At 42.7% G+C, this 22,162-nt stretch carries 18 protein-coding genes; 8 read left to right on the top strand and 10 right to left on the bottom strand.

From position 1 onward, the window contains the following. Positions 1–2 precede the first annotated feature (2 nt). From tssJ to tssH, 9 genes are all read right to left on the bottom strand, one after another. Positions 3–551 (bottom strand): type VI secretion system lipoprotein TssJ, encoded by a 549-nt coding sequence (tssJ, locus tag LU633_RS01195; protein WP_046372127.1) that lies wholly within the window; start codon positions 549–551, stop codon positions 3–5. Positions 552–681: 130 nt separating this feature from the next. Continuing rightward, positions 682–1,167, bottom strand: coding sequence for an Hcp family type VI secretion system effector (locus tag LU633_RS01190; RefSeq protein ID WP_016191453.1), 486 nt, complete (start codon positions 1,165–1,167; stop codon positions 682–684). A gap of 151 nt (positions 1,168–1,318) precedes the next feature. Beyond that, entirely contained in the window at positions 1,319–2,818 is a 1,500-nt protein-coding gene (gene tssC, locus LU633_RS01185; protein WP_016191454.1) for a type VI secretion system contractile sheath large subunit, read from the bottom strand. A 17-nt stretch (positions 2,819–2,835) separates the two neighbouring features. Continuing rightward, positions 2,836–3,369, bottom strand: a complete 534-nt coding sequence (gene tssB, locus LU633_RS01180; protein ID WP_040465600.1) for a type VI secretion system contractile sheath small subunit — start codon at positions 3,367–3,369, stop codon at positions 2,836–2,838. 124 nt (positions 3,370–3,493) lie between these two features. Beyond that, positions 3,494–4,087 carry a fimbrial protein gene (locus LU633_RS01175; protein ID WP_016191456.1) on the bottom strand — a complete coding sequence of 198 codons (594 nt, stop codon included), beginning with the start codon at positions 4,085–4,087 and terminating at the stop codon, positions 3,494–3,496. Beyond that, the gene (locus LU633_RS01170) at positions 4,075–6,711 is read right to left on the bottom strand and encodes a fimbria/pilus outer membrane usher protein (protein WP_152664228.1); all 2,637 of its coding nucleotides are present in this window, start codon (positions 6,709–6,711) and stop codon (positions 4,075–4,077) included. Before LU633_RS01170 ends, LU633_RS01175 begins: the two co-directional genes overlap by 13 nt. Positions 6,712–6,817: 106 nt before the next feature. Next, positions 6,818–7,564 (bottom strand): fimbrial biogenesis chaperone, encoded by a 747-nt coding sequence (locus LU633_RS01165; protein WP_040465639.1) that lies wholly within the window; start codon positions 7,562–7,564, stop codon positions 6,818–6,820. A 159-nt stretch (positions 7,565–7,723) separates the two neighbouring features. After that, positions 7,724–8,275 (bottom strand): fimbrial protein, encoded by a 552-nt coding sequence (locus LU633_RS01160; RefSeq protein ID WP_016191459.1) that lies wholly within the window; start codon positions 8,273–8,275, stop codon positions 7,724–7,726. Positions 8,276–8,349: 74 nt separating this feature from the next. Next, positions 8,350–11,040 carry a type VI secretion system ATPase TssH gene (tssH, locus tag LU633_RS01155; RefSeq protein ID WP_016191460.1) on the bottom strand — a complete coding sequence of 897 codons (2,691 nt, stop codon included), beginning with the start codon at positions 11,038–11,040 and terminating at the stop codon, positions 8,350–8,352. A gap of 601 nt (positions 11,041–11,641) precedes the next feature. Here tssH and tssF point away from each other — a divergent pair. The 8 genes from tssF (at position 11,642) to LU633_RS01115 (ending at position 20,643) form a co-directional block, all read left to right on the top strand. Further along, positions 11,642–13,519 (top strand): type VI secretion system baseplate subunit TssF, encoded by a 1,878-nt coding sequence (gene tssF / locus LU633_RS01150; RefSeq protein ID WP_016191461.1) that lies wholly within the window; start codon positions 11,642–11,644, stop codon positions 13,517–13,519. Beyond that, positions 13,516–14,544, top strand: a complete 1,029-nt coding sequence (gene tssG, locus LU633_RS01145) for a type VI secretion system baseplate subunit TssG (protein ID WP_040465601.1) — start codon at positions 13,516–13,518, stop codon at positions 14,542–14,544. Before tssF ends, tssG begins: the two co-directional genes overlap by 4 nt. Before the next feature lie 77 nt (positions 14,545–14,621). Continuing rightward, complete coding sequence (locus tag LU633_RS01140) at positions 14,622–15,683, top strand: type VI secretion system protein TssA (RefSeq protein ID WP_016191463.1); 1,062 nt, start codon at positions 14,622–14,624, stop codon at positions 15,681–15,683. Positions 15,684–15,688: 5 nt separating this feature from the next. Beyond that, on the top strand, positions 15,689–16,690 hold the full coding sequence (locus LU633_RS01135; protein ID WP_040465602.1) for a fimbrial protein: 1,002 nt from the start codon (positions 15,689–15,691) through the stop codon (positions 16,688–16,690). Positions 16,691–16,712: 22 nt separating this feature from the next. Continuing rightward, complete coding sequence (locus tag LU633_RS01130) at positions 16,713–18,053, top strand: GlcNAc-transferase family protein (protein ID WP_152664227.1); 1,341 nt, start codon at positions 16,713–16,715, stop codon at positions 18,051–18,053. Then, positions 18,047–18,658, top strand: a complete 612-nt coding sequence (locus LU633_RS01125) for a DotU family type IV/VI secretion system protein (RefSeq protein WP_040465603.1) — start codon at positions 18,047–18,049, stop codon at positions 18,656–18,658. The genes LU633_RS01130 and LU633_RS01125 overlap by 7 nt, the downstream gene beginning before the upstream one ends. Then, on the top strand, positions 18,658–20,142 hold the full coding sequence (locus tag LU633_RS01120) for an OmpA family protein (RefSeq protein ID WP_016191467.1): 1,485 nt from the start codon (positions 18,658–18,660) through the stop codon (positions 20,140–20,142). Before LU633_RS01125 ends, LU633_RS01120 begins: the two co-directional genes overlap by 1 nt. Positions 20,143–20,151: 9 nt before the next feature. Next, positions 20,152–20,643 (top strand): DcrB-related protein, encoded by a 492-nt coding sequence (locus LU633_RS01115; RefSeq protein WP_016191468.1) that lies wholly within the window; start codon positions 20,152–20,154, stop codon positions 20,641–20,643. A gap of 64 nt (positions 20,644–20,707) precedes the next feature. Here LU633_RS01115 and LU633_RS01110 read toward each other — a convergent pair whose 3' ends face one another. Beyond that, positions 20,708–21,346, bottom strand: a complete 639-nt coding sequence (locus LU633_RS01110) for a helix-turn-helix transcriptional regulator (RefSeq protein WP_016191469.1) — start codon at positions 21,344–21,346, stop codon at positions 20,708–20,710. Between the last annotated feature and the right edge of the window lie 816 nt (positions 21,347–22,162).

Genomic DNA, 22,162 nt, shown 5'->3' with positions numbered 1-22,162 from the left:
GGTCAGTCCGTTTTATCGATTGCGATTGCTAATGTGTTAAATTTCACGCTTAAGGTAATTTCTTCTCCCGGTACTATTTTTCGCCACCAGGATTTTTTTTTATTTTTCTCTTCAAATGGAATAACTTCACTCCAGCCTGCTTTATCAATCTCCCGATAGGCTGCAGTAATTCCAAGCGCGATGGCATCGCTATCTGGAGAAACAGAGACTTTCCTGGTTTCGCCCGGTTTTAGTATTCCCTCATAAACCTTCGCCGTTTCATCTTTCAAAGCGGGATTAGTATTATCATTAATTGAGAAGAAATCACTGTTCTCAAAATTATCCAGTGACTTTAAACTGTAAATAGCCACACTTAATGGTGATGGCTCTCCCTTTTCATTACGGTTAATGTCTTTTGCTGCGCTCAATGTAACTTTAATAGCACCAGACTCAGACTGCTGTTTCTCTGGCAAGGAAAAACCACATCCCGCCAAAAAGGCAGAGAGAATGCAAACCATTATGTAACGAATAAGGATTTTGGTATTTATGTTTATTTTTTTTACATGGTACATAACGCTATACCTCAGGAAAATGAACAGAAAAAAGTAGTTTCCCGTAAAATCCTGGCTTTTTAAATTATGACTCAGGCAAAAAACTTGCCACCGACAGGATGGCAAGTTTGATTATCAGATCGAACGTCTGTTAGCTGCTCTGGTTAGCTTTAACATCATAACTGGCTGAAATAACACCAGACTTGCTGCCTTCAGAATTCTGCATGACGTAGTCCTGTGTTACTTTAGTGAAGGAGAATTTCACCAGTTCACGCGGACGTGTTTCATCATCAGAAGATCCTGCCATATCAACACGAGTAATGATGGCGTCGGTGAACGAAATGGTCAGATATTCCAACGCTTCACCGCCTGCTTTACGAACCACGAAAGCGATATTTTTTATATGTTTACCGGTCAGACAGTAACTTAAAAGGTTCGGGCTTGCTTTATCGGTATAATGGGTAAAGCTAAAATCCGCAACGGATGCCTTACCAGAGCCGCCGCCAGAACCGCTATGCATATTAGAATGCTGTGCTACATCCCATTGCCAGGTAAGTACTTCAATTTCATTTTTGTGTGAAGCATCAAGGGATTCACCTTCGATACCATCGATTTTAATAAACATATCTTGTGCCATGATAATTTCCTTATATTAGACACGTATATAAAACGTTACATATTGCGTAACGACCGATAAAACAGAGAGCCTCGCATATTGCGAAGGAAAATACTCTGTTAATTTTTATTGAGCAGCCAACCTGCTCAGATAATTAAATCTGAATGTTAAATTACGCTACGCCTTTTAATGAGGGTAGCTTGGCAACCATACGTAATGACACGGTCAACCCTTCCAACTGGAAGTGTGGGCGCAGGAAGAATTTCGCCTGATAGTAGCCCGGATTTCCTTCTACTTCCTCAACGACTACTTCAGCAGCGGCTAAAGGACGGCGTGCTTTTGTTTCGAAAGAAGAGTTAGCGGGGTCACCATCTACATAATTCATTACCCAGTTGTTTAACCAGCGCTGCATTTCATCACGCTCTTTAAACGTACCAATCTTGTCACGCACGATACATTTCAGATAATGCGCAAAACGAGAACAGGCAAACATATAGGGCAGGCGAGCTGACAGATTTGCATTGGCTGTTGCATCCGGATCGTGATATTCGGCTGGTTTTTGGAGAGACTGTGCACCGATAAATGCTGCATAATCAGTATTTTTACGATGAATCAGTGGAATAAAACCATTCTTTGCCAATTCAGCTTCACGACGATCAGAAATAGCAATTTCTGTCGGACATTTCATATCGATGCCACCGTCATCCGTCGGGAAAGTATGGCAAGGTAATCCTTCAACCACACCGCCGCTTTCCACGCCACGAATCAAGGTGCACCAGCCGTAATGTTTAAATGAACGATTAATGTTCACCGCCATCGCATAGGCTGCATTTGACCAGACATATTTGCTATGGTCGGCACCATCGGTGGTTTCTTCAAAGTTAAAATGTTCAACAGGATTAGTGCGAATACCATAGGGCAAACGGGCCAGAAAACGTGGCATTGCCAGACCAATGTAACGAGAGTCCTCTGACTGACGCAAGGAATTCCAGGCAGCATATTCCAGATTTTGAGTGAAAATCTTAGTCAGATCACGTGGATTAGCCAGCTCCTGCCACGAATCCATTTGCAGCACAGAAGGTGAGGCACCAGTGATGAAAGGAACGTGTGCCGATGCGGCAACTTTTCCGATTGACGACAATAAATCCACGTCCGGCGCTGTATGGTCAAAAAAGTAATCAGCTACCAGACAACCATAGGGTTCACCGCCAAGCTGGCCATATTCTTCTTCGTATATTTGCTTAAACAAAGGACTTTGATCCCAGGCGATACCTTTGTAGCGTTTCATGTTACGTCTCAGGTCATCCTTAGAGATGTCCATAAAGCGCAATTTAAGCTTTTCATCTGTTTCAGTATTATTTACCAGATAATGCAGGCCGCGCCATGCACTCTCTAGCGCCTGAAACTCAGGGTGATGTAAAATCAAATTAATCTGTTCTGATAGTTTCCGATCGATTTCAGCGATAAACCTTGCGATATTTTTATACGCATCTTCGGCAACAGTAACAGAATTAGCCAGCGCCTGCTCTGCTAATGTTTTTACTGCATTTTCTACAGCAGTCTTGGCCTGATCTGATTTAGGCTTAAACTCTTTATTTAATAAAGAATTAAAATCACTGTACGTCGTAGTTGCGGCCACAGTCTGCTTATTACTTTCTACATTAATAGACATGATTCCCTTCTTCTGACTCAATCTTTCCGTGGGACATTACTGGTTGAATTTTTTGGCTTAGGTTCTGCAGCCAGCGTTTTGAGCAGCGCCTTATCATTCAGAACTTTCATCACCAGACTTTCGGCACCCGCTTTTCCATCCATGTACGTCTGCAAATTAGCGAGCTGTGTGCGGGCTTCCAGGAGCTGCGAAAGCGAATCAACTTTTTTAGCAATTTCGTCTGGCGAAAAATCATTGATGCTTTCAAACGTCATATCGACCATCAGCTGCCCTTCACCTGTCAGCGTATTGGCTACCGCGAAAGCCACACGAGGCTTCATTGCCTTCATTCGCTCATCGAAATTATCAATATCGATGCTCAGGAACTTTCGGTCAGCAACGGGGGGTAATGGTTCCAGAGCTTTACCAGATAAATCCGCTAATACTCCCATTACAAAAGGAAGTTCAATTTTCTTTTCACTTCCATAAATTTCCACATCGTATTCTATCTGAACACGAGGTGCCCGATTTCTTGCTATAAATTTTTGAGAACTACTTTTACCAGCAGCCATGATATCCCTTTCACTGTGCATTTTGAGGATTAAATTTCTATTACCAGATGGTAATAGAACACAAAAAAAATCTAATTTATTTCTCGCATGCCGCCCTAATTAACAGACAGCAAATGCCTCCCCCTTATTTGTAAACAAGCTCAACTCCGGCAAACGATTTTAACACTCCTGCTGAGACAGCATTATCACCATTGGCGTAGTAGCTGGCTGTGTATTGATGTGTAACATCGCTACCAGCAGAAGGTATAATGTAATCCTGTCCACTGCTACTATCATCAATTAAAATTTGCGCCCCATCTTCTTTGCGAATTCTGACCTGAACATTTTTGCTGTAGCCTTCACCCGTAGTGTTGGTCAGGTTACCCGTCGTTGAATCAGCAGCGCTTAAATTACTGACAAACGTTACAGACACAGTGCGATCAGATGGACACTCCTGCAATGTAATATTAAAGTTTTTACTTCCTGCTTCAGCACCGCCTTTTTGCAATGACGAGGTACTAATTGTCGGTAGAAAAACTGTCTCTGAATAAGTTCCACTATTAATACTTACAATACAAGTTTCATCGTTATAAAAACCCTGAAAAAGCACACCAATACTACACCTATCGTTACTGTTACTGCTACAATCTGTAGCTGCTTTGAGTGAAAGTGAAATCAGCAGGCATGAAATTAAAAACATTGGAACTGTCAGTTGCAGAAATTTATTTACCGATTGCATGTGACCTCCAATTTTTCCATATTATTCAGGCTATCAACAGCAGGCGCTTTGCTTCCCGTCGTGACTCTACAAATAGTAGATGAATCACCAGATACATATAATGAACTGTTCGTTGCATCCCAACCACGAACGAATGCCTGCCCGCCCTGACCAATGACTATTGGGTTCTCACCATTCTTATCTACCAACTCAGTACCAATTGGCATAACTATTCCTTTATTGTCTTTGACCGTCAGGATTGCAGGTATACCGATAATCGTTTTCATTTTGACCAGTGCAACAGAACCCGCCCGTGGGACAATAACGCTCTCATTTTCCAGAATGTCGACCGTATCAGGTAATCCCTTAGCATCTATTACAATAGAATTATGCCGATAGGGTGTGAGTGAAGGCATGATGGCATAGCCATTACTGTCAATTCTGGAACCATAGCCATTAAATAATTTTGCTTTTTCTCCACCCGGCACATTAACAATGGCAAAAGGAGGATCTCCCAACTGCGGCCCCAACGTCGCACCACCCTGATGAGCAACCAGGCTACCGTTTGCAGAAAGCGATAGCTGTCTGGTTGATTCACTATTCAGCGAAGCGGTCATACCTATTTGCCCATAGGACGACCGATAACTGGCATTTCCACTTACACCCTGTTGATTCGAGCCTGAACTGTAACGACCAAAAGACGTCCCAATACCGTAATTAAACTCGTTCCTTTCGCCCTGGCTTCCATTTGCATTCATCTGAAGCATTGAGTTATTTGCGCTATCGTGAGTATAGGTTGAATAGACAGAGCTGAAAGCCGGTTTAGTATTAACATTACGCTGCCCCAGCGGCACGCTGAATGAAATATTATAGCTGTTGATATTTTTACCTGTGCTGGTGTATGAACGAGATGCGGACAAAGACCAGGAAAAATAACGCTCAGATTTATTGTAACTGAGTGAATACTGTTTAGCGTTTGACCTTTCATCCCAGTAGTTGTAGATGCTGCCTGATGCGTGAATATATGAATTATTCCAGAGCCGTTGCCCCATTGTCAGCGTCAGCTTTTCACGAGTGCGGTAATCAATTTCGCTCAGATTTGTTCGGGAACCGTAGCGATCCACAGTCGCTTCTCTGAACGTATAAAAACCTTTGGTAGAATAGCGATAGGCCGCTAAGGTGAAATCTGTGTTAGTAGGTTCCAGATATTTACTGTAACCGATTCTGAAACTATTTCCTTCTGCCTTATCTTCACGAAGTTCACTACGTGCATAAGTACTGTCGAGATATATACCGCCAACAGGTGTATTGATCGAGTTTCCTAAAACGACGGCATGATAACGCTCCGATAATTGCATACCGCCATAGAGGGTATACATACTCGTCAAACCATACTGATAAACACCTTGCATCACGGCAGGATTTTTGCGCAGCACATTATCTCTTATTTGACCAACTGACAGGCCAAAATTTGATACGCCCTCGTGCAACAGCATCGGTGGCGCGGAGTAAGGGATACTTTGAATACGCTGTCTTCCGTCAGCTTCAGTGATGGTCATGACGAGATCGCCACCGTAGCCCATCGCCCCAATATCAGTCAGCTCAAATGGCCCGGGGGGTAATGTCGTTTCATAAATAACGTTCCCGCGTTGTGTTACCGTTACTCTGGCATTAGTTTCAGCAATTCCGCGTAAAACAGGGACATAGTTTCGAACACCTTCAGGAAGCATTCGTTCATCTGACTGAAGCTGAACACCACGTAGCGTGTAGCTGTCAAATATTTCACCCCGGGTATTATTGTCACCAATCGTCAGCTGGCTTTTTAACGGCGTAATATCGGTCTGTGCATACCCAAGTAAACTTTGTGTATGCATGCCGTATCGATTCGACCAGTTTGTATTAAACCGTTTTCTCAAACGCCATCCGACAACATTAAACCCAGCCAATAATCCAATATTATTGGTATAGACGGTACTGTCCCCGCCATAATTGCCCGTGCCTGACTTGATACTGTACAAGTTCGTATTATAGTCAATGAACCCCGCCGTTACACCTGATTCCCACACATTTGGGTCAATGTAGCCTCGAGGGAATTGAACCAGATTAATCTGCGGTACAATAATCGACAGCAGGAAATCCCCACCATCGTAATGCACACTACTCTCCACGATGATATTTTCTAACCTCTGGCACTGCATGCCGCCATTCCTGACAGTATCCTGTTCAGTTTGCCCCTTTGAAGGGGGGGCATTAGTTAACTTAATGCCGAGCTGTTCAAGCTCTGCATAGGTGAAGCAGGCATGTGCACTTGATCTGTTATCAGGAGAGGTAAAATGAACGGTGCGTTTTCCACGATTCTGGTTATTAACAATGACAGTGACAGGGTAATCTCCGGGAGAGACAAAGTTTCCCCTGTCAAAACGGGAAACATCGACGGCAGCCCCGTGCATAAATGACGGGTTAAATTCGATAGCTGCTGACTCAGTAATTACATTTTCTGTGGAGGATACAAGTGTTTCAGCCCGGCAAACAGGGGCAACTACAACGCAAACAATTCCGATTGTCGTTATAATTTTTCTGGACGAAAAAGCGCACAAAGATGTGCCTTTATGTTTATGGCATAAATTCATTTCTGGTTGATACACTTGGTGAACTCCTTTTCCAGTTAACTATCGCCACTCGTCAACGGACTGAGCATATGCTCCCCTGTCCAACTTATTGCACTGCAACTATGGCCTTATTTATCCTGGTTTACTTTTTTTGCAAAACCAATTCTTTTCCTCCTGCCAGATTAAGCTGGCCATTATAAGTAGAACCATAGTCATTGATCAGCTTGAATTTTACGCTGGTTAAACCCGAAATAATGCCTTTATTTTCCAGAAGAAAATCACTGCTGCCAAATGGCTTTATCATATCGGGTGTTAATACGACAGACTTGCCACCTATTTCTGCACTGACACTGTCAAAAGACAGATAATAAGGCGTTGGGTTAGTGACTCTTACCCCTTTATTATTACTTAATATTTCCCATTTCAATTTATCCACTTCGTTTGTACCGGAGCCGGACAACGACTTCGGACGGTAAAATATCTTAATTCTGGTCCTGAAGGCGAGCTCAAGTCGATCAACATTATCCATTCCTTTGACGACCGGAGGGACTTCCAGAAGATTAAACCAAAATAAAGATTCACGATCCTGAGGTAGCGCCATACCGTTATAAATAAGCCGAACGCTTTGGCCTTTTCCTGGCTCAACCCGATAAACTGGAGGCGTAGTCATAAAAGGAATTTTCATGGTATTTACATCACCATTGGCATTCCCATCATCCACCCAGACCTGAACCAGAGCGGGATTACTTCCTCTGTTATTTGTCCGGACATTAACCTCTTTTTCACTACCCGGAAAAATAATACGAGTCCCGCTAATTGTCATCGCTGCATTACCTTGAGCAACGAGACATAGCATCAGGAATACTGAGTAAGCTATTTTAACCAGCATAAGATTTCCAATAATACACCGTTTCTTGATTTGATTTCGTGAAGGGTCATGTCTGATGTTTTGCATCATCCCTGACCCTTGTATACTTACAAAAAAGTAACCTGCCGTATCGTATCCTGAGATTTGGCTACTTTTCTTATTAACGCATTACAACATCAACTATGGGTAGGCCAGTGTATACTGCGCTTTGGCATAAACTTTACCCGGGGTAGTGGCGCCAGTTGCATAATAAGCACCGTAGTAGCGCATAGTAGCAGTACCCGCCTTCGAATCGATGCTAAAAGCAGTACCAGTATTTCCCAGAGCAAGCTGAGTCGCGCCATCAGCATCAAACAAGCGAACTTCAACGTTAGTTGCTTTGGGTTCAGTACCTGTATAAGCATTGGTCAGGTTACCGGTTACTGAATTAACACCTGTTCCGCCAATTGCTTCGAAGTGAGCGGCAACTTTAGTAATAGCCGCGCCTTCGCCAGTTGGGCAATCACTTACCTTGATATCGAAAGATCTTGAACCACCAACGGCACCCGCATCAGACAGTGTCTGTGTGGACAGGGTTGGCAGATTTACAATAATAGCCTGGCTATCTGTATCGATTGAGCAGGTCTCAGTGATCAGCTTACCATCAAATTCCACAGTTCCCTGAGTTACTGCCTGCGCAGAAACCGCCATTCCTAATGTCAGTACACATACAGCTACATTAAAATTACGCATAAAATTTCCTGTTTATAAAATAAATTAGTTGCATCTAGCTAACGTTTAGCGTCTGCTATTTCCATTGCTACTCATCAATTTTTATTGCTTTTTTTTAACCTCCTTTTATTGAACACAATATTGATCCTGTTCTCTTTGTCTACATCTACTTCAACTGTTTGTCCCGCTATTGGAATTTCACTGCTCAAGATATGACGCCCCATTTCAGGAACAATATTTTGCTCGATAAAACGGATTAACATCCTCGCACCGGTTTCTGCCACCGGACATTGTTCAACAATAAAATGAACTAATTTATCTTTGTAACTTAAATGAGCATCATGCTGCTCCAGCAGACGAGCACCCAGCCTGTCAAGATGAAGTCGGACAATGTGCTGTAATGATTCCGGGTGTAATGGAACGTATGGCACTACACCCAATCTGCCCAAAAATGCCGCCGGAAAAACTTTGAGCAATTCGGGCTGTAGCATTTTTTTCAGACTTGCTGCATCCGGAGCAGTATCTGGATCTGCAAACAGACTGCTCATCATTTCACTGCCAGCATTGCTGGTCAGCAGCAAGATGGTGTTTTTAAAATCAATCTGTCGTCCTTCACCATCCTCCATGCTTCCTTTATCAAACACCTGGAAAAATAGCTCATGAACATCGGGGTGCGCCTTTTCAATTTCATCAAGTAATATGACGCTGTAGGGTTTGCGGCGAACAGCCTCTGTCAACACCCCCCCTTCGCCATAACCGACATAACCCGGTGGCGAGCCCTTCAAGGAAGAAACCGTGTGAGCTTCCTGGTATTCACTCATATTGATGGTGATAAGGTTTTGCTCCCCACCATAAAGTTGCTCGGCTATAGCTAATGCCGTTTCAGTTTTACCTACGCCCGACGGGCCAACTAACATAAAGACACCAATTGGCTTTTTCGGATCGGCCAGTCCCGCACGAGCAGTCTGAATACTTTCACTCACCTGATTAAGCGCAAATTCTTGGCCAATAACTCGTTCTGTCAGCCTTTGGGGTAATTCAAGCACCGCGCGAATGTCGTCTTTCATCATCTGGCCGACAGGAATACCCGTCCAGTCAGCCACAATACTGGCGATAACATCAGCGTTGACTTCAGCCATGACCATTGGCTTTTCCTGGCGGATATCCAACAAACTGGCCTCTAATAAAGAAAGTTTGCTCTGTAACTCAGAGATAGCATCACGATCAGGTGCATCCTGTGCAATCAAAATCTCCAGCTCCTGCCTGACGGCAATAATCGAAGAAACAATCTCTTTTTCCTGCTGCCAGCGTTTATCAAGTAGCGCAGCTTTTTCTGTTTGTAGCGCTATATGTTCCTGCAGTGATTTAGAACGATCATTTTCGCCTTTACCAAAATGCAGCGCTTTCTCAACCAAGGACAGCTCCGTTTGCGCAGTTTCTGCCTGAAACTTAAGGATCTGTAATTCACCAGGAGGAGCATGCTGGGCAACCGCGACTCTGGCGCAAGCCGTATCCAGCAGGCTTATCGCTTTATCAGGTAACTGGCGGGCAGGTATATAGCGGTGCGATAAGCGAACGGCAGCCTGTATAGCTTCATCCGTAATCCAGACACCGTGATGCTTCTCAAGCATGGGTATCAGGCCACGAAGCATTGAAATTGACATTTTTTCATCAGGTTCATTGATTTGTAATACCTGAAAGCGGCGAGTCAGCGCAGGATCTTTTTCAATATGACGCTTAAATTCTCCCCACGTTGTTGCTCCAATGGTACGCAGCTGCCCCCTTGCCAGGGCAGGCTTGAGCAAGTTAGCTGCATCTCCGGTTCCCGCCGCTCCCCCTGCCCCCACCAATGTGTGAACCTCATCAATAAATAAGATGACGGGTTGTGGTGATGCCACCGCTTCTTCAAGCACCGATTTCAGCCTTGCTTCAAACTCACCTTTCATACTGGCACCAGCAGAAAGCGCGACGACGTCAAGTGTTAAAAGACGCACTTTTGAAAGCACTGGGGGAACTTTCCCTGCGACAATCGATTGAGCCAGTCCTTCAACCACAGCGGTTTTCCCTACGCCCGCCTCACCTGTTAGCAGGGGGTTGTTCTGGCGACGACGCAGCAGTATATCGATCATCGTGTTAATTTCGTGATCACGACCCAGAACAGGATCGATCTTACCCTCACGAGCCAACGCGGTAAGATCCGTTGTGTATTGCGCCAGGCCCGCACCCGTCTTTTGTGCTCCTAACGCATTGCTGGCTTCACCTGGTATCGCCCCCTCTCCTGGCGTGCTGCCATCATTTGCAACTTCACTGACTTCGACAGAAGCCTGAGTGATATAACTAAAATCATTCGTTAAATGCTCAAGTGAAATGCGTTCAAAAGCAGAAGAAATATCAAATAAAGCGCGACGCAACTCCATTGTTGTCAACATCGCAATCAGCAAATGTCCGCTGCGAATACGGCCTTCATAGCATTCAAGACTGGCATATATCCAGGCTCGTTCAATCGCCAGTTCAATGTGGTAGGAGAAATCAGAAATACTACTTGCGCCAGAAGGTAGACGCGTTAATGCCTGCGCGAATCCTCGTTCAAGAAGTTCAATATCGACGTCGAAATGACGCATGATAATGCGAAAATCACTTTCATCCTGTTGCCAGAGTTGATTGAGCCAATGAACCAGCTCTACGTAAGGATTACCACGCAACTTACAAATTGTTGTTGCACTTTCAATACTTCTGAACAATGTTACGTCCAGTTTTCCAAATAAATTTTGCCGGGTAATAGTCATAACTAATAGTCCAATTCCTTTGGGCTTTTGTGTAGATAGTCCGTTTTACTTTTTACTTTTTACTTATCAATTTACCGTCTACTATTATGCCGCGAAGACTACACAAACACAAATCACAGAATCGTCTTTTATTAATTTTTAGGATTAATGACCGGGTTAAATTCTTAATTTAATTATAAATGGAAATAAATTCATTATTATTAATGAGTTAGTTACATAAATAGAACGACAGTCCCCGAAAAACAGAAGTAATACAATAATCTTCCGATTGAGTCGTCGAAATGAATATGATATAAAGTCGAGGCATAGAAAAGAGAAGTGCAATAATCAACTAAGGGCTTGTGTGAAAATTGTATTTTTCTTATCTCTTAAGTATTAATTTCTGTGAGATAGTTCTACACCTACGTATATCAGGATGCTTTCAAGGATTGAACGTTCTGGTAAGGTCATTACCTTCCGATCTATTCCTGCCTTCCAAGTCTCCTGACGTTTACGAATAATGGGTATTACCCTGTTGTTATCAGGCCCACAGCAATAGCTTAAAAAATCCCAAAATAACCGAAAGCAGATTAGTAATATATTAAATTAATAGGGTATTCCTTTGGATTATAAATTTTTAGATTACTATAATCGTGAACTCATTTTTATGAAGGAAATGTCACACGAGTTTGCGATTAAACATCCTAAAATCGCTGCCCGCCTGGGTATGCAAGGCATTGAAGTTGCAGATCCCTATGTTGAGCGTTTAATCGAAGCTTTTTGTTTTTTATCCGCAAGAACACAGATTAAACTGGATGCTGAGTTTCCCAATTTCACTCAGCGCCTCCTGGATATTGTCTATCCAAACTATAATTCGCCAACACCGTCAATGGGTGTTGTCCAGTTAACGCCGAATCTGAAAGAAGGCGACCTGACACGCGGTTATCGGGTTCCTAAAAATAGCGCATTTTATACAAAAATCTTGCCCGGAGAGAATTCACGCTGTGAATTTCGCAATAGTCAGGAAGTTACACTTTGGCCCATTAAAATAACGGAAGCTCGCCTGACCTCAATTCCTCCTGACCTGCCGAACCTGGAGAGATACCGTATATCGAATTCGAAACTTAAGGGGGCATTACGTATCAAATTGCAGCTTCAGAACGATCAAACGTTTTCACAGTTGCAAGGGCTGCAAGAATTACCGCTCTACATTGACGGTGACGAGGTCGTCGTTTCTCATATCTTTGAACTGGTTCATACCAGTAATGTGGCAATGATCATCCGCTCCGGCGGGACAAAAGAGCAGGATGTCATCGTTAACCAAAAACCACTTGCTTTCGAAGGGCTAAAACCCGATCAAACATTACTTCCGATGGCATGGAACATGTTTCACGGTCACAACCTGATTCATGAATATTTCGCCTGCCGCCAACGTTTTTATTTCTTTACCTTGACCCAATTGGAACAGGGATTCAGAAACAATCATTCCAATGAGGCAGAGTTGATCATTTTGCTGGATCGCCTGCCACAGCATCTGATCGGTCACGTCGACCCTTCGAGATTTCTCCTCTTTTGCACTCCGGTCATTAATCTCTTTTCTAAAGTCGTAGACAGAATTGAAATTAACAGGGCATTGAATTCTTTTCATGTCGTTCCAGATCGTAGCAGGCCAATGGATTTCGAAATATTTTCGGTTAATAAGGTACTGGGGCAGCAGGCAGAAAGAAGTGATGAGATTGTCTTCAACCCACTGTATCAGACGCGACATTGTGATTATGGCAATTTTGGTCGGTACTTTTCTATTCAGCGAGAAGCAAGAACAAAAGAAGTCACCAAGAGAAAATATGACACGCGAACGCCTTATCTGGGTACTGAGGTCTTTGTCTCCCTTGTTGATCAGCAGGAAGCGCCCTATTCCGATCACATCCGGTACTTGACGGTTGAGGCAATGGTAACCAACAGAGACCTTCCGCGTTTGATTTCCAGAAACAGTAGCTATGACCTTTCGATGAGCGACGCAGTCCCCATTTCAGGAGCCACTTTTATATGTAAGCCCAGCGCACCACGCGCACCTTTTGCCATTGGCGAGTCGGCCTGGCGCCTTATCCGCCAACTGAGTTTCAACTATTTGCCACTCTCCGATATGGAACACAGTTTGGGCGGAGAATCCCTGCGAAACATGCTGCGTTTGTTTCTTAACAGCTCTGATAATGAATCAATCAGCCAGGTCAACAGCCTGATTGGCTGCAAGAGTGAACCTGTAACGCGCAGGCTGCCAGGTGATGGATTACTGGTTTATGGCCGCGGCGTGCGGTGTACTTTAACGGTAGATGAAGAGGGCTTCTCAGGTATGAGTCCCTACTTATTTGGGCTGATTATGGAAAATTATTTATCCCGTCACGCGGCAATCAATGTATTTACTGAGACTCAACTTCACTCGATGCAAAGGGGGCTGGTCGCCAGCTGGCAAGGGCGTCCGGGTAAAAGAGGGGCATTGTGATGCCTCATAAACCGGTCACCATAACAAAAACGCCCCCTACACTGGACGCCTGGTTTAATAAAGAACGTCCGTGGGATGCTGGATTTATCAGCCTGATGCGGGCTATTGCTGCAAAAAATCACGGCTCGCCACTGCCAGGTTTAGCAACCTTGCCTTCACAGGAAAAATATCGTCTTGGGCAGGCGGCAACGATGATCTTTTCCCCCCGTGAAATAGCGCGTGTTGATACCGATGAGGATAAAACCAGGCTACAGCTATTTGGTCTGGGAATTTGGGGACCTCAAGGGGCTATGCCACTGCATCTCTCGGAACAGATTTATTCACGCACAGAACTGCATGATCGAACGATGGTGGATTTTATCGATATTTTCCACCACCGTGCGCTCTCACTGTTTTACCGTGCATGGTATGTGGCACAGGATACTGCATCGCTCGATCGTACTGATGATGAACGATTTTCCTTCTACGTCGCCAGCCTGGCGGGTATGGACCCGCAGGAGTTAGATAGCAATATTCTGCCAGCACATGCTCGTCTTGCTTCTTCTGCGCATTTGGTGCGTGAAGCGCGAAATCCGGATGGGCTTCTTGGTGCGCTACAATATTATTTTGAAGTGCCCGCCGAGATGGAAGAATATGCCAGCCAGTGGATTTTACTTTCCCCACAAGATCGCTCCATTCTTGGAGAGAATAATTATGGTGCTCTGTTGCTGGGAGACGGCGCAATTCTCGGTGACACAGTAAAAGATCGGCAGCATAAATTTAAACTTGTTCTTGGCCCCTTAACGCTTCAACAGTACATGCGCTTTAGCCCATGGGGACAGGATCTCCCCGTCCTGCGCGAATGGGTGAGAAACTTTATCGGTTATGAATACGCCTGGGATACACAACTGATGCTGGCCGCCAGCGAAGTGCCTCGTGCCACATTGGGAGGCGCACATCAACTCGGGTATGCCACCTGGCTTGAAAGGGCTGAAACCGATGTTCCTGTTTACGGGATGAGTTTTGAACCTGAGCTACATCAATAAAATTGATCCAGACAATGATTTAACAAACTGGCAGGGATGACTTTTTAACAGCCAGCTTTTATTAAAAGGATGGAACCGTGGCTGAAGTAAACATAAAGCAGTTAAGTAATTATTATCAGCACCTGTGTGAAAAAATGGGTGACGAGAATCCCTGTGGTGAGAATCTGGACTACGATGCCAGCTTCATTATGTTGCAATCAAAGTTACAGCCACGCCTGGGTGTCGAGTATGGCAACTTTGTCGAGGCCGCTGAACCGATTAACTGGGCAGAAATTGAGCGCGAATGTTTGTCCATGCTGCAAAAAAGCAAAGATATTCGCCTGTTTATCGCGTTGATTCGCTGTCGTCTTCGCCAAACCGGCCTGGCTGCAATTCATGAAGGACTTGAAGCATTACGTTATTTGCTGGTGACGTTTCCAGAGGATCTTCATCCACAACTTCTCGATGAAGGCGAATTCGATCCACTTCTCAGGGCCAATGCATTTTCTGAATTAGAAGATGTTAACGGTTTGTTGAGCGATATCCGTAACCAGACATTGCCTAAAGCAGCCGGTTTACAGATCGCTGTCAAAGATTTTGAAAAAGCACATGCTTCCCCACGCGAAGAGGGGGCATTGCCTGAATCAGTTATTTCAGCACTGCTGCTTGAATGGGATGAGCAGGAAAATAAGACAATTTATTCGCTGAGTGCCGCGGGATTATGTCTTAAAGAAATTAAAGCGTTGCTGGTTGATTCATTGGGCCATGATGCCCCCGAGTTTTCCCACATCGGGCCATTGCTGGATTTATTTAGTAACGTGTCTTCACAGCCGCTGGCACAGGCTGAACCTGTGCCAGCCGAAAAAGCACCCTCAGAATCTGTCTTTTTAGCGGCTGAATCAATAGATGACACAACTCCCCCTTTGGAAAAGCCAGTCACTCCGCCGTCCCGTGCCGCAGCCTCTAAAGGAATCGAAACCCGTTCCGATGCACTATCAAAACTCCGTGAAATAAGGACATGGTTCACAAAAATGGAACCAAGCAGTCCAGTCATTCCATTATTAGCATTTGCAGAATCAACCGTAGGTAAAAGTTTTTCAGAATTACTGAAAATATTACCTGCAGAGATGATAGAAAAAATGAATCCAGATAAGGAGTAATAAATATGCTACGGAAGGTTATATTTTTATTATCAAGTGCGCTGCTCGCTTCAAATGCGGCGGCACAATGCACCCTCGCCAGGGGAGCCTTTACAACGCTCACGCTACCTGCCGAGACGATTACAATTAGTGCAGATGCCGTTGCCGATACTACAAACCCTATTGCTAACGGTGTCTTTACAACATCAACGTTGTCAAATATCGGATACGATGAGTGTCCGGCTGGCACGCCCATAGGGCGAAGTTTAGTGGGTTTAAGCGAAACCGTGGCAACCAGACTATACAAAACGAATGTTGAGGGTATTGGTGTAAAAGTACATTATCGTTCTGCTACTGCCAAAGGATTTGCCTATTATCCAAATGAATCCACCGTTGCTTTTGAAAATAATGAACCAATAGGAACCTGGGACTGGTCGACAGGGAGTTATTACCGCCTGCAATTTTTCAAAACATCGGATACGTTATCACTATCCGATTCCTCCGACAATGTTGTACTTAATGCTGGCCCGCTTGCCTATGAGTGGATAATGAGTGAGGCAACCCGTCCGGTAACACTAAATATTAATCAAATTAAGATTATCAGCACGCCAGCCTGCACGCTCGATTCAAGTAAAACCATTGATTTTTCGACGGTAACACACGCAATGCTTAAGAGCGGTGGTGTTGAAAAACCGCTTGATTTTGGACTTACCTGCAAAACAGATTACGGTACCTATTCAGCACAGGCCTCTATTTCATCATCGACAAGCTCCACTGACAGTAAATATATTCGGGTCACAGATGCAAGCGGTAACAGTGACAATCAGTTGGGTATTGAAATATATAACAGTAGCGGCAGCCTGATGATCTTAAATGGCACTACACTTGAAAAATCCGACACGGTTGCCAGCGGAGTTGCTGCGCAGTTTAACTGGATAGCAAAACTCGTCAATACTGGCTCAGGTAAAACAAGACCACAGCATGGCAAGTTTACCGCAAGCGCAGAGATTTTATTGCAGCTAAATTAATCTCTCATTATCTAAGGATGATATGCGTCATATGGATTTGAAGCAGAGTATTTTCGTAAGCATCGCAAGCTATCGCGATGCTGAACTTATCCCGACGCTGCATGACATGATAGCGATGTCTTCAGGATTATATACTATCAATATAGTTATTTGCTGGCAGGATAATAATGATATCAATCATTTCCTGGACAACGGGATGACTCTGGTCGAGGAAAATAAACATGAAAACCATAACTTGTACATTTTAGATTATCTGAACACGCAAATATCAGTATTAAGTATTCACTACTTTCTAAGTGAAGGGGCGTGCTGGGCCAGAAAAAATTGCGAGCAGCTTTATCAAGGAGAAGACTATTTTCTACAAATTGACTCCCACTGCCGCTTTATTAAGGACTGGGATGAAAAAATGGTTACCCTACACACACAGCTAAAAGAAAAATGTGAAAGCCCTGTACTGTCAACGTATCCTCCGGGCTACCAGCCAGGTAAGGAAAGTGCAAAAGAGACTTTTACCAGTCGACTGGTTTATCGTAATTTTTCCAGCGAAGGTATATTACAACTCTCTTCTGTTGGTTTTGAATCCAGTACACCGATTAGGGGAAGTTATCTGGCTGGAGGTTTTATTTTTTCCGAGGGTTCTTTTGTTATTGATGTCCCGAACGATCCTCAAATATTTTTCGAGGGTGAAGAAATATCGATGGCTGCTCGTGCATTCACACATGGCTATGATATATGGCATCCGCATGAAATTTTGCTCTGGCATTTTTATGGCAGAGACGACCATCCTAAGATCTGGTCCGATCACAGTGATGATGCTAAAAAAGTCGGTTCAGTTGATAAAGTATGGTGGGACAGGGACCGTAAGTCAAAAGAAAAGATCAAGATATTACTAAAAAATGATGAAGCTGAATCTGACAGTAATGCCCTCTATTCTCTTGGTGAAAAACGCTCATTAGGAGAGTACGAAAAAATCGCGGGAGTAGACTTCAGGCGTTGTTGTGTGAGGCCAGAAGTCGTGAGTAAAGAGCGCTGCTCTTATTTTGACGATGATAAAGAAGACTGGCGAAAAGATCTCATCAACGCGAATAAAAAACTGATCACTGTACCCAAGGACAAAATCAGCGATGTTTTTGAAAAAATTTCAAAACTGCATATTGGTGTTTACTGTAATAGCAATAACCTTCTCGAAAGAAAAGTTTTACAAAAAGAAGAAATAAAAAAAGCATTGAATGAAAAAAACAAGGAAGAGATAAAAATTAAATTAAATTTTATTACATCACCTGAATTGAAACCCAGCGTCGTCAGAATCAGCCCGTATCTTTCCGATCAGGGATGGGGAGAAATCATGGAGATAGCGTGGTGAAAAGCGATATATATTTCAACCGCGTGGTATTTATAGACACACTGCTATCTTTTAATGGCGTTATCCCCTCTCTTTCAGAGTTCCAGCTCAAATTGATTAGCCTGATTGATCAATTCAGCAAAGAGCTGATTTCAGAGGGACAATGTGAGCAATTGAGTGATGAATTATGTCATATTATATGCAGGTATCTTGATGAGCACATTTCCCTGAAACTTAAGGTCAATGATATTTCATGGGAAAGAAATTCATTAGTTTATCACTTCTATGGTTATGATAACAAGGTTATCTCATTAGATGAGAGAATCGAAAATATTCTATCAAAGAGTAAAGGGGAAATTTTCAATTATGCTTGCCGTTTGCTTCTGCTGGTCAAAAACTCTCTGGGAGAAAATGAGAAAATTACTTCACTCCTTTTAAACTATTCACCAGAAATTAAAACTATTCCAGAAAGAGAAGAGGATACACCAGATAAGGATGTTATTCAGATTCCTCCTTTACCTGTAAGACGTTGGAGCGATCCCTTTATTTGGCAAACTGGTATGATATTTTTTCTCTTAATATCTTTATGGGTTTTCTGCGTAAAATATCTGGATGGCCTTTACTAATGTCCACGACCACCATTGTGAATAATGATTCATATTTTACCTGCTCACCTGATGCAAAAAAAAGACCTGTCATCATTTTAATCACAGGCCCTTATGCCCGGAAATGGTTTCTTCATCTTCAATGTGGAATTGAGCATGATCAAGATGAAAAAATGCGTTGGGTTCTGGCTCCGGATGCTGATGATATCAAAAATCAGCTGAAGCGACTTGGACTTCCTCGTTCGGAAATCGCTGTCCTGGCATTTTTCCCCTTTCTTCCAGATGGTCAGGCAAGTAGTGAATTAACGCTCAAGCTTATTGCTGACTGGCAGGCAGCTTTCAATGCATGCCCGTTATCTGAATCGCTTCAGTGTATATTTGGTATATATGCACAATTAAGCCAGCAGAGATTCGTTAACGATCCCGAACGGGCGATATGGCTTGGAACATTTGATATTAATGCAACAAAGAAAATTGAAATCGACCAGGAAATTACCCGACTAAACGCGATGCCTGAACAACATAGCCAGTGGTATGGATATTACGCGCTTCAGCGCTTCGCTATGGTCGATGCCATGCAGCTGTGGATGCGCAATACCAATGTGATGAGATCCTTACAATCACTTTTCAACAAGACGCCGCTAAAGCTGACAGGAGTAATGATTTCTGACTACAGTGAGGGCTTTACCCAGCATGGTGCATGGGCAAACTGGATAGCAAACAGATTTAAAATCTATCCAGGTCTTGCTTCAAAAATGAGTCTTCCACAGCGCCCCGATGTCCTGTGTCAACGTGAAATAACAACCTTTTACGCCACAGTTGAAAAACCGCGATACAGAAGAAAATGGCCAAAGATCTTTATCGTGGTTACTGCGCTTCTGAGTGCATTTTTTTTAACAACAACAACCATTTGGCAAGCAAGACATCTGATTGAGGTGAGAAATAATCTTGAAAAGTTTGTACAGATCGAAAGTTCTCAGATACAGGATAAGCAAAACGCGTTCAATACATTATTGAGGTATCACGATGAGCGGTATGGCTGTGTTGCCGAAAAAATTCTGCGGTTATTGAGACTTTCACAATGTGATAAAATAATGGCAGACCTTGAGAAATTTATTGGTGATTATCAGAGTTCGCTCTTTTCCTTAGCAGGATCGGTGAACTTGTTTTCTTCCGGTAGTACGGAATTCGACAAAGACAGTGACCAGTACTTAAGAAAATTAGTCACTATAATTATTAATAATCCTGAAGTCGATTTTATGATCGTTGGACATTCAGATAATACCGGTACGCATAAGATTAATATGCATCTCTCGGAAAAAAGAGCACTTGTAGTCAGAGACTGGCTGCTCAAAAACACCACTATGCCGATAAGCAAATTTAAAATAAAAGGCGTCGGCGACACTGATCCCATAGCAAATAATGAAACTGAAGAAGGTCGTAGAAAAAACAGGCGAGTGGATCTGATTCCAATCCCATTAAATCAACATATCAATAATGAGTAAGATATTTCTATGAATAAAAACAAATTGAATTACATTCTTTATGAAGGCACACTTTTAACAGAGATGCCCGCATTTGACCAGACAGTTAACGTATTAAGATTCTTCGATCAAGAAGATAATGAATACACTATTCTTATTAATCGTGCCTTCCTCGCCGAGGATCAAACGCTTGAGGAATTTTGTGAAGCACAAATGACTTTTATGACTAATACGATGCCGGCATTCACAGTGGAAGGAAAGCAATTGACCAGTGAAATTGGCCCGGCAAAACTGCCTGTTGTGCAGATAGCAAACAGTTTCTATTTGGACGGCAAGATGATGAAGCAGGTGCAAACCATGGTAGCACTGCCTTATCATCCAGAAATAAATAGTACGCGAAGAAAAGTTATTATCTTTACACTCAACGCTGAAAAGAATTTCACCGAATACCAACGAAAACATTACGTACAGTTAATTAACAGCTTTGACCCGGAAATTTCACCCATGAATATTTCATCATAACCTTCATAAAAAAAGCATGTCAGTTTTTCTGGTACTGAATTGATGAACTGACATGCCACTGGCCTTATAAACATAATATGCCACGTTCTTTGTAATTACAACGTGCGATAAAAGAAGCATATTTGTAAAATTCAATTCGATTAAGCATACCCAATTTTCTAATAGAGTTACGACAGTGGTTACTTATGGTTTTTTCTGAACGATTCAATACGCGGGATATATACCCGATATTATAACCTTTACCCACTAAAAGTAGTATTTTGCATTCTGTTAAAGACAGTTGTTTAAATTTTTTTAAACCTATCATTTCATAGTATTCAGGGCAGGATAAAGAAGAGTAACCCATGCTGGCTATAATCAGTATCTTCTTTAGTTTTGCTATAATTTCTGGTACAGCATTCTGCCGACAAATAAAAGGAATGTGGATGGCTGTCAGGCATTCAGTATTCGTATCGTTTTTCCAGTATCTTTTATTTCTTCTAAGATTAATACTAATCATTGCGTCCCGTACAATAATATTCTCCATATCATTTTTATTCTCTACAACATCATCTGCAATGATACATGGCGAGACGTTATCCATTTCATCATTAAGCTCTTTTATTAAAAACATGAGCCCTGAAGCATAATAGCAGTTCTCACTTTTTATCGATATTTTTAAAACTTTTCGATCTACTGAATTAGATGCATGAAATATAGCCATAAAATAGTCCTTTTACCTGGCAACTTCAAACCGGGCATTATGAAAATGTCCTTTTTCATAATGATCATCATCAAAGATATATATCTATCAGTGAATAATCGTCATTTTTAGTCGTAGGTTAGCTTGATAAAATTGAGATTTCAACTAATTCAACGACTCATAAGGTAAGAATAACACTAAAACACCCGATATTAAGAGAGCGCATAACTCTAATAATTCGAGATGCAGTTAATATTTAGTATTAAAGACTCCCAAAATAAATTTTCTTATAAAAACACCTCCCTCTGTAAAAATAACATTAGAGTTAACATTTATTTATCATGCCCGTCTGTATCATTTCCTTTTTTACTGCGTCAAAATCTGCTCACTCATTAAAGATTGACTATGCAGGGCAATGAATTCGTACTATTTACACTTCGCATTATACTGGTAAGTAAAGCCTCTTCAACAAGCCTGGTGCTCTGGTGCAAAGCTATTTAGCTGCCAGAAAGTTAACTCAACGTTAATAACATTCCAGGTCATTCACGTTGATACCCGTCATTGATGCTGTGCAGGGATACACTTTTGCCTTCCAGTATTTAAAACTATTCGGGTTAAACATTCATCACTTCTTTTGGATACATCAGAGTATAGCAATTCATTACCAGTAGCAGAATCCACAATTTTCCGGGTCTGATTAAATAGCGGCGCGGAATAGTGCTCCACTTTTGGCCTGTCCATGCAGTGCAAGGCATCAGAGCTGTTTTCTTTGTCTGACCGTGCTATATCGGGATTGAGATGTGTTGCCCATACGCAACATACCCCCATCAGTAAACG

Origin of the sequence: Erwinia tracheiphila (assembly GCF_021365465.1) — a bacterium.
GTDB lineage: Bacteria > Pseudomonadota > Gammaproteobacteria > Enterobacterales > Enterobacteriaceae > Erwinia > Erwinia tracheiphila.
The sequence above is the reverse complement of the archived record's forward strand: the minus strand, read 5'-3'. Positions and strand labels throughout refer to the sequence as shown.

What these genes read in the sequence shown, in the direction of transcription:
- tssH (WP_016191460.1), bottom strand. Translation starts at nt 11,040, where the DNA reads ATGACTATTACCCGGCAAAATTTATTTGGAAAACTGGACGTAACATTG.
- LU633_RS01135 (WP_040465602.1), top strand. Translation starts at nt 15,689, where the DNA reads ATGCTACGGAAGGTTATATTTTTATTATCAAGTGCGCTGCTCGCTTCA.
- LU633_RS01175 (WP_016191456.1), bottom strand. Translation starts at nt 4,087, where the DNA reads ATGCAATCGGTAAATAAATTTCTGCAACTGACAGTTCCAATGTTTTTA.
- LU633_RS01190 (WP_016191453.1), bottom strand. Translation starts at nt 1,167, where the DNA reads ATGGCACAAGATATGTTTATTAAAATCGATGGTATCGAAGGTGAATCC.
- LU633_RS01110 (WP_016191469.1), bottom strand. Translation starts at nt 21,346, where the DNA reads ATGGCTATATTTCATGCATCTAATTCAGTAGATCGAAAAGTTTTAAAA.
- LU633_RS01160 (WP_016191459.1), bottom strand. Translation starts at nt 8,275, where the DNA reads ATGCGTAATTTTAATGTAGCTGTATGTGTACTGACATTAGGAATGGCG.
- LU633_RS01120 (WP_016191467.1), top strand. Translation starts at nt 18,658, where the DNA reads ATGTCCACGACCACCATTGTGAATAATGATTCATATTTTACCTGCTCA.
- LU633_RS01130 (WP_152664227.1), top strand. Translation starts at nt 16,713, where the DNA reads ATGCGTCATATGGATTTGAAGCAGAGTATTTTCGTAAGCATCGCAAGC.
- LU633_RS01165 (WP_040465639.1), bottom strand. Translation starts at nt 7,564, where the DNA reads ATGCTGGTTAAAATAGCTTACTCAGTATTCCTGATGCTATGTCTCGTT.
- tssC (WP_016191454.1), bottom strand. Translation starts at nt 2,818, where the DNA reads ATGTCTATTAATGTAGAAAGTAATAAGCAGACTGTGGCCGCAACTACG.
- LU633_RS01115 (WP_016191468.1), top strand. Translation starts at nt 20,152, where the DNA reads ATGAATAAAAACAAATTGAATTACATTCTTTATGAAGGCACACTTTTA.
- tssB (WP_040465600.1), bottom strand. Translation starts at nt 3,369, where the DNA reads ATGGCTGCTGGTAAAAGTAGTTCTCAAAAATTTATAGCAAGAAATCGG.
- tssJ (WP_046372127.1), bottom strand. Translation starts at nt 551, where the DNA reads ATGTACCATGTAAAAAAAATAAACATAAATACCAAAATCCTTATTCGT.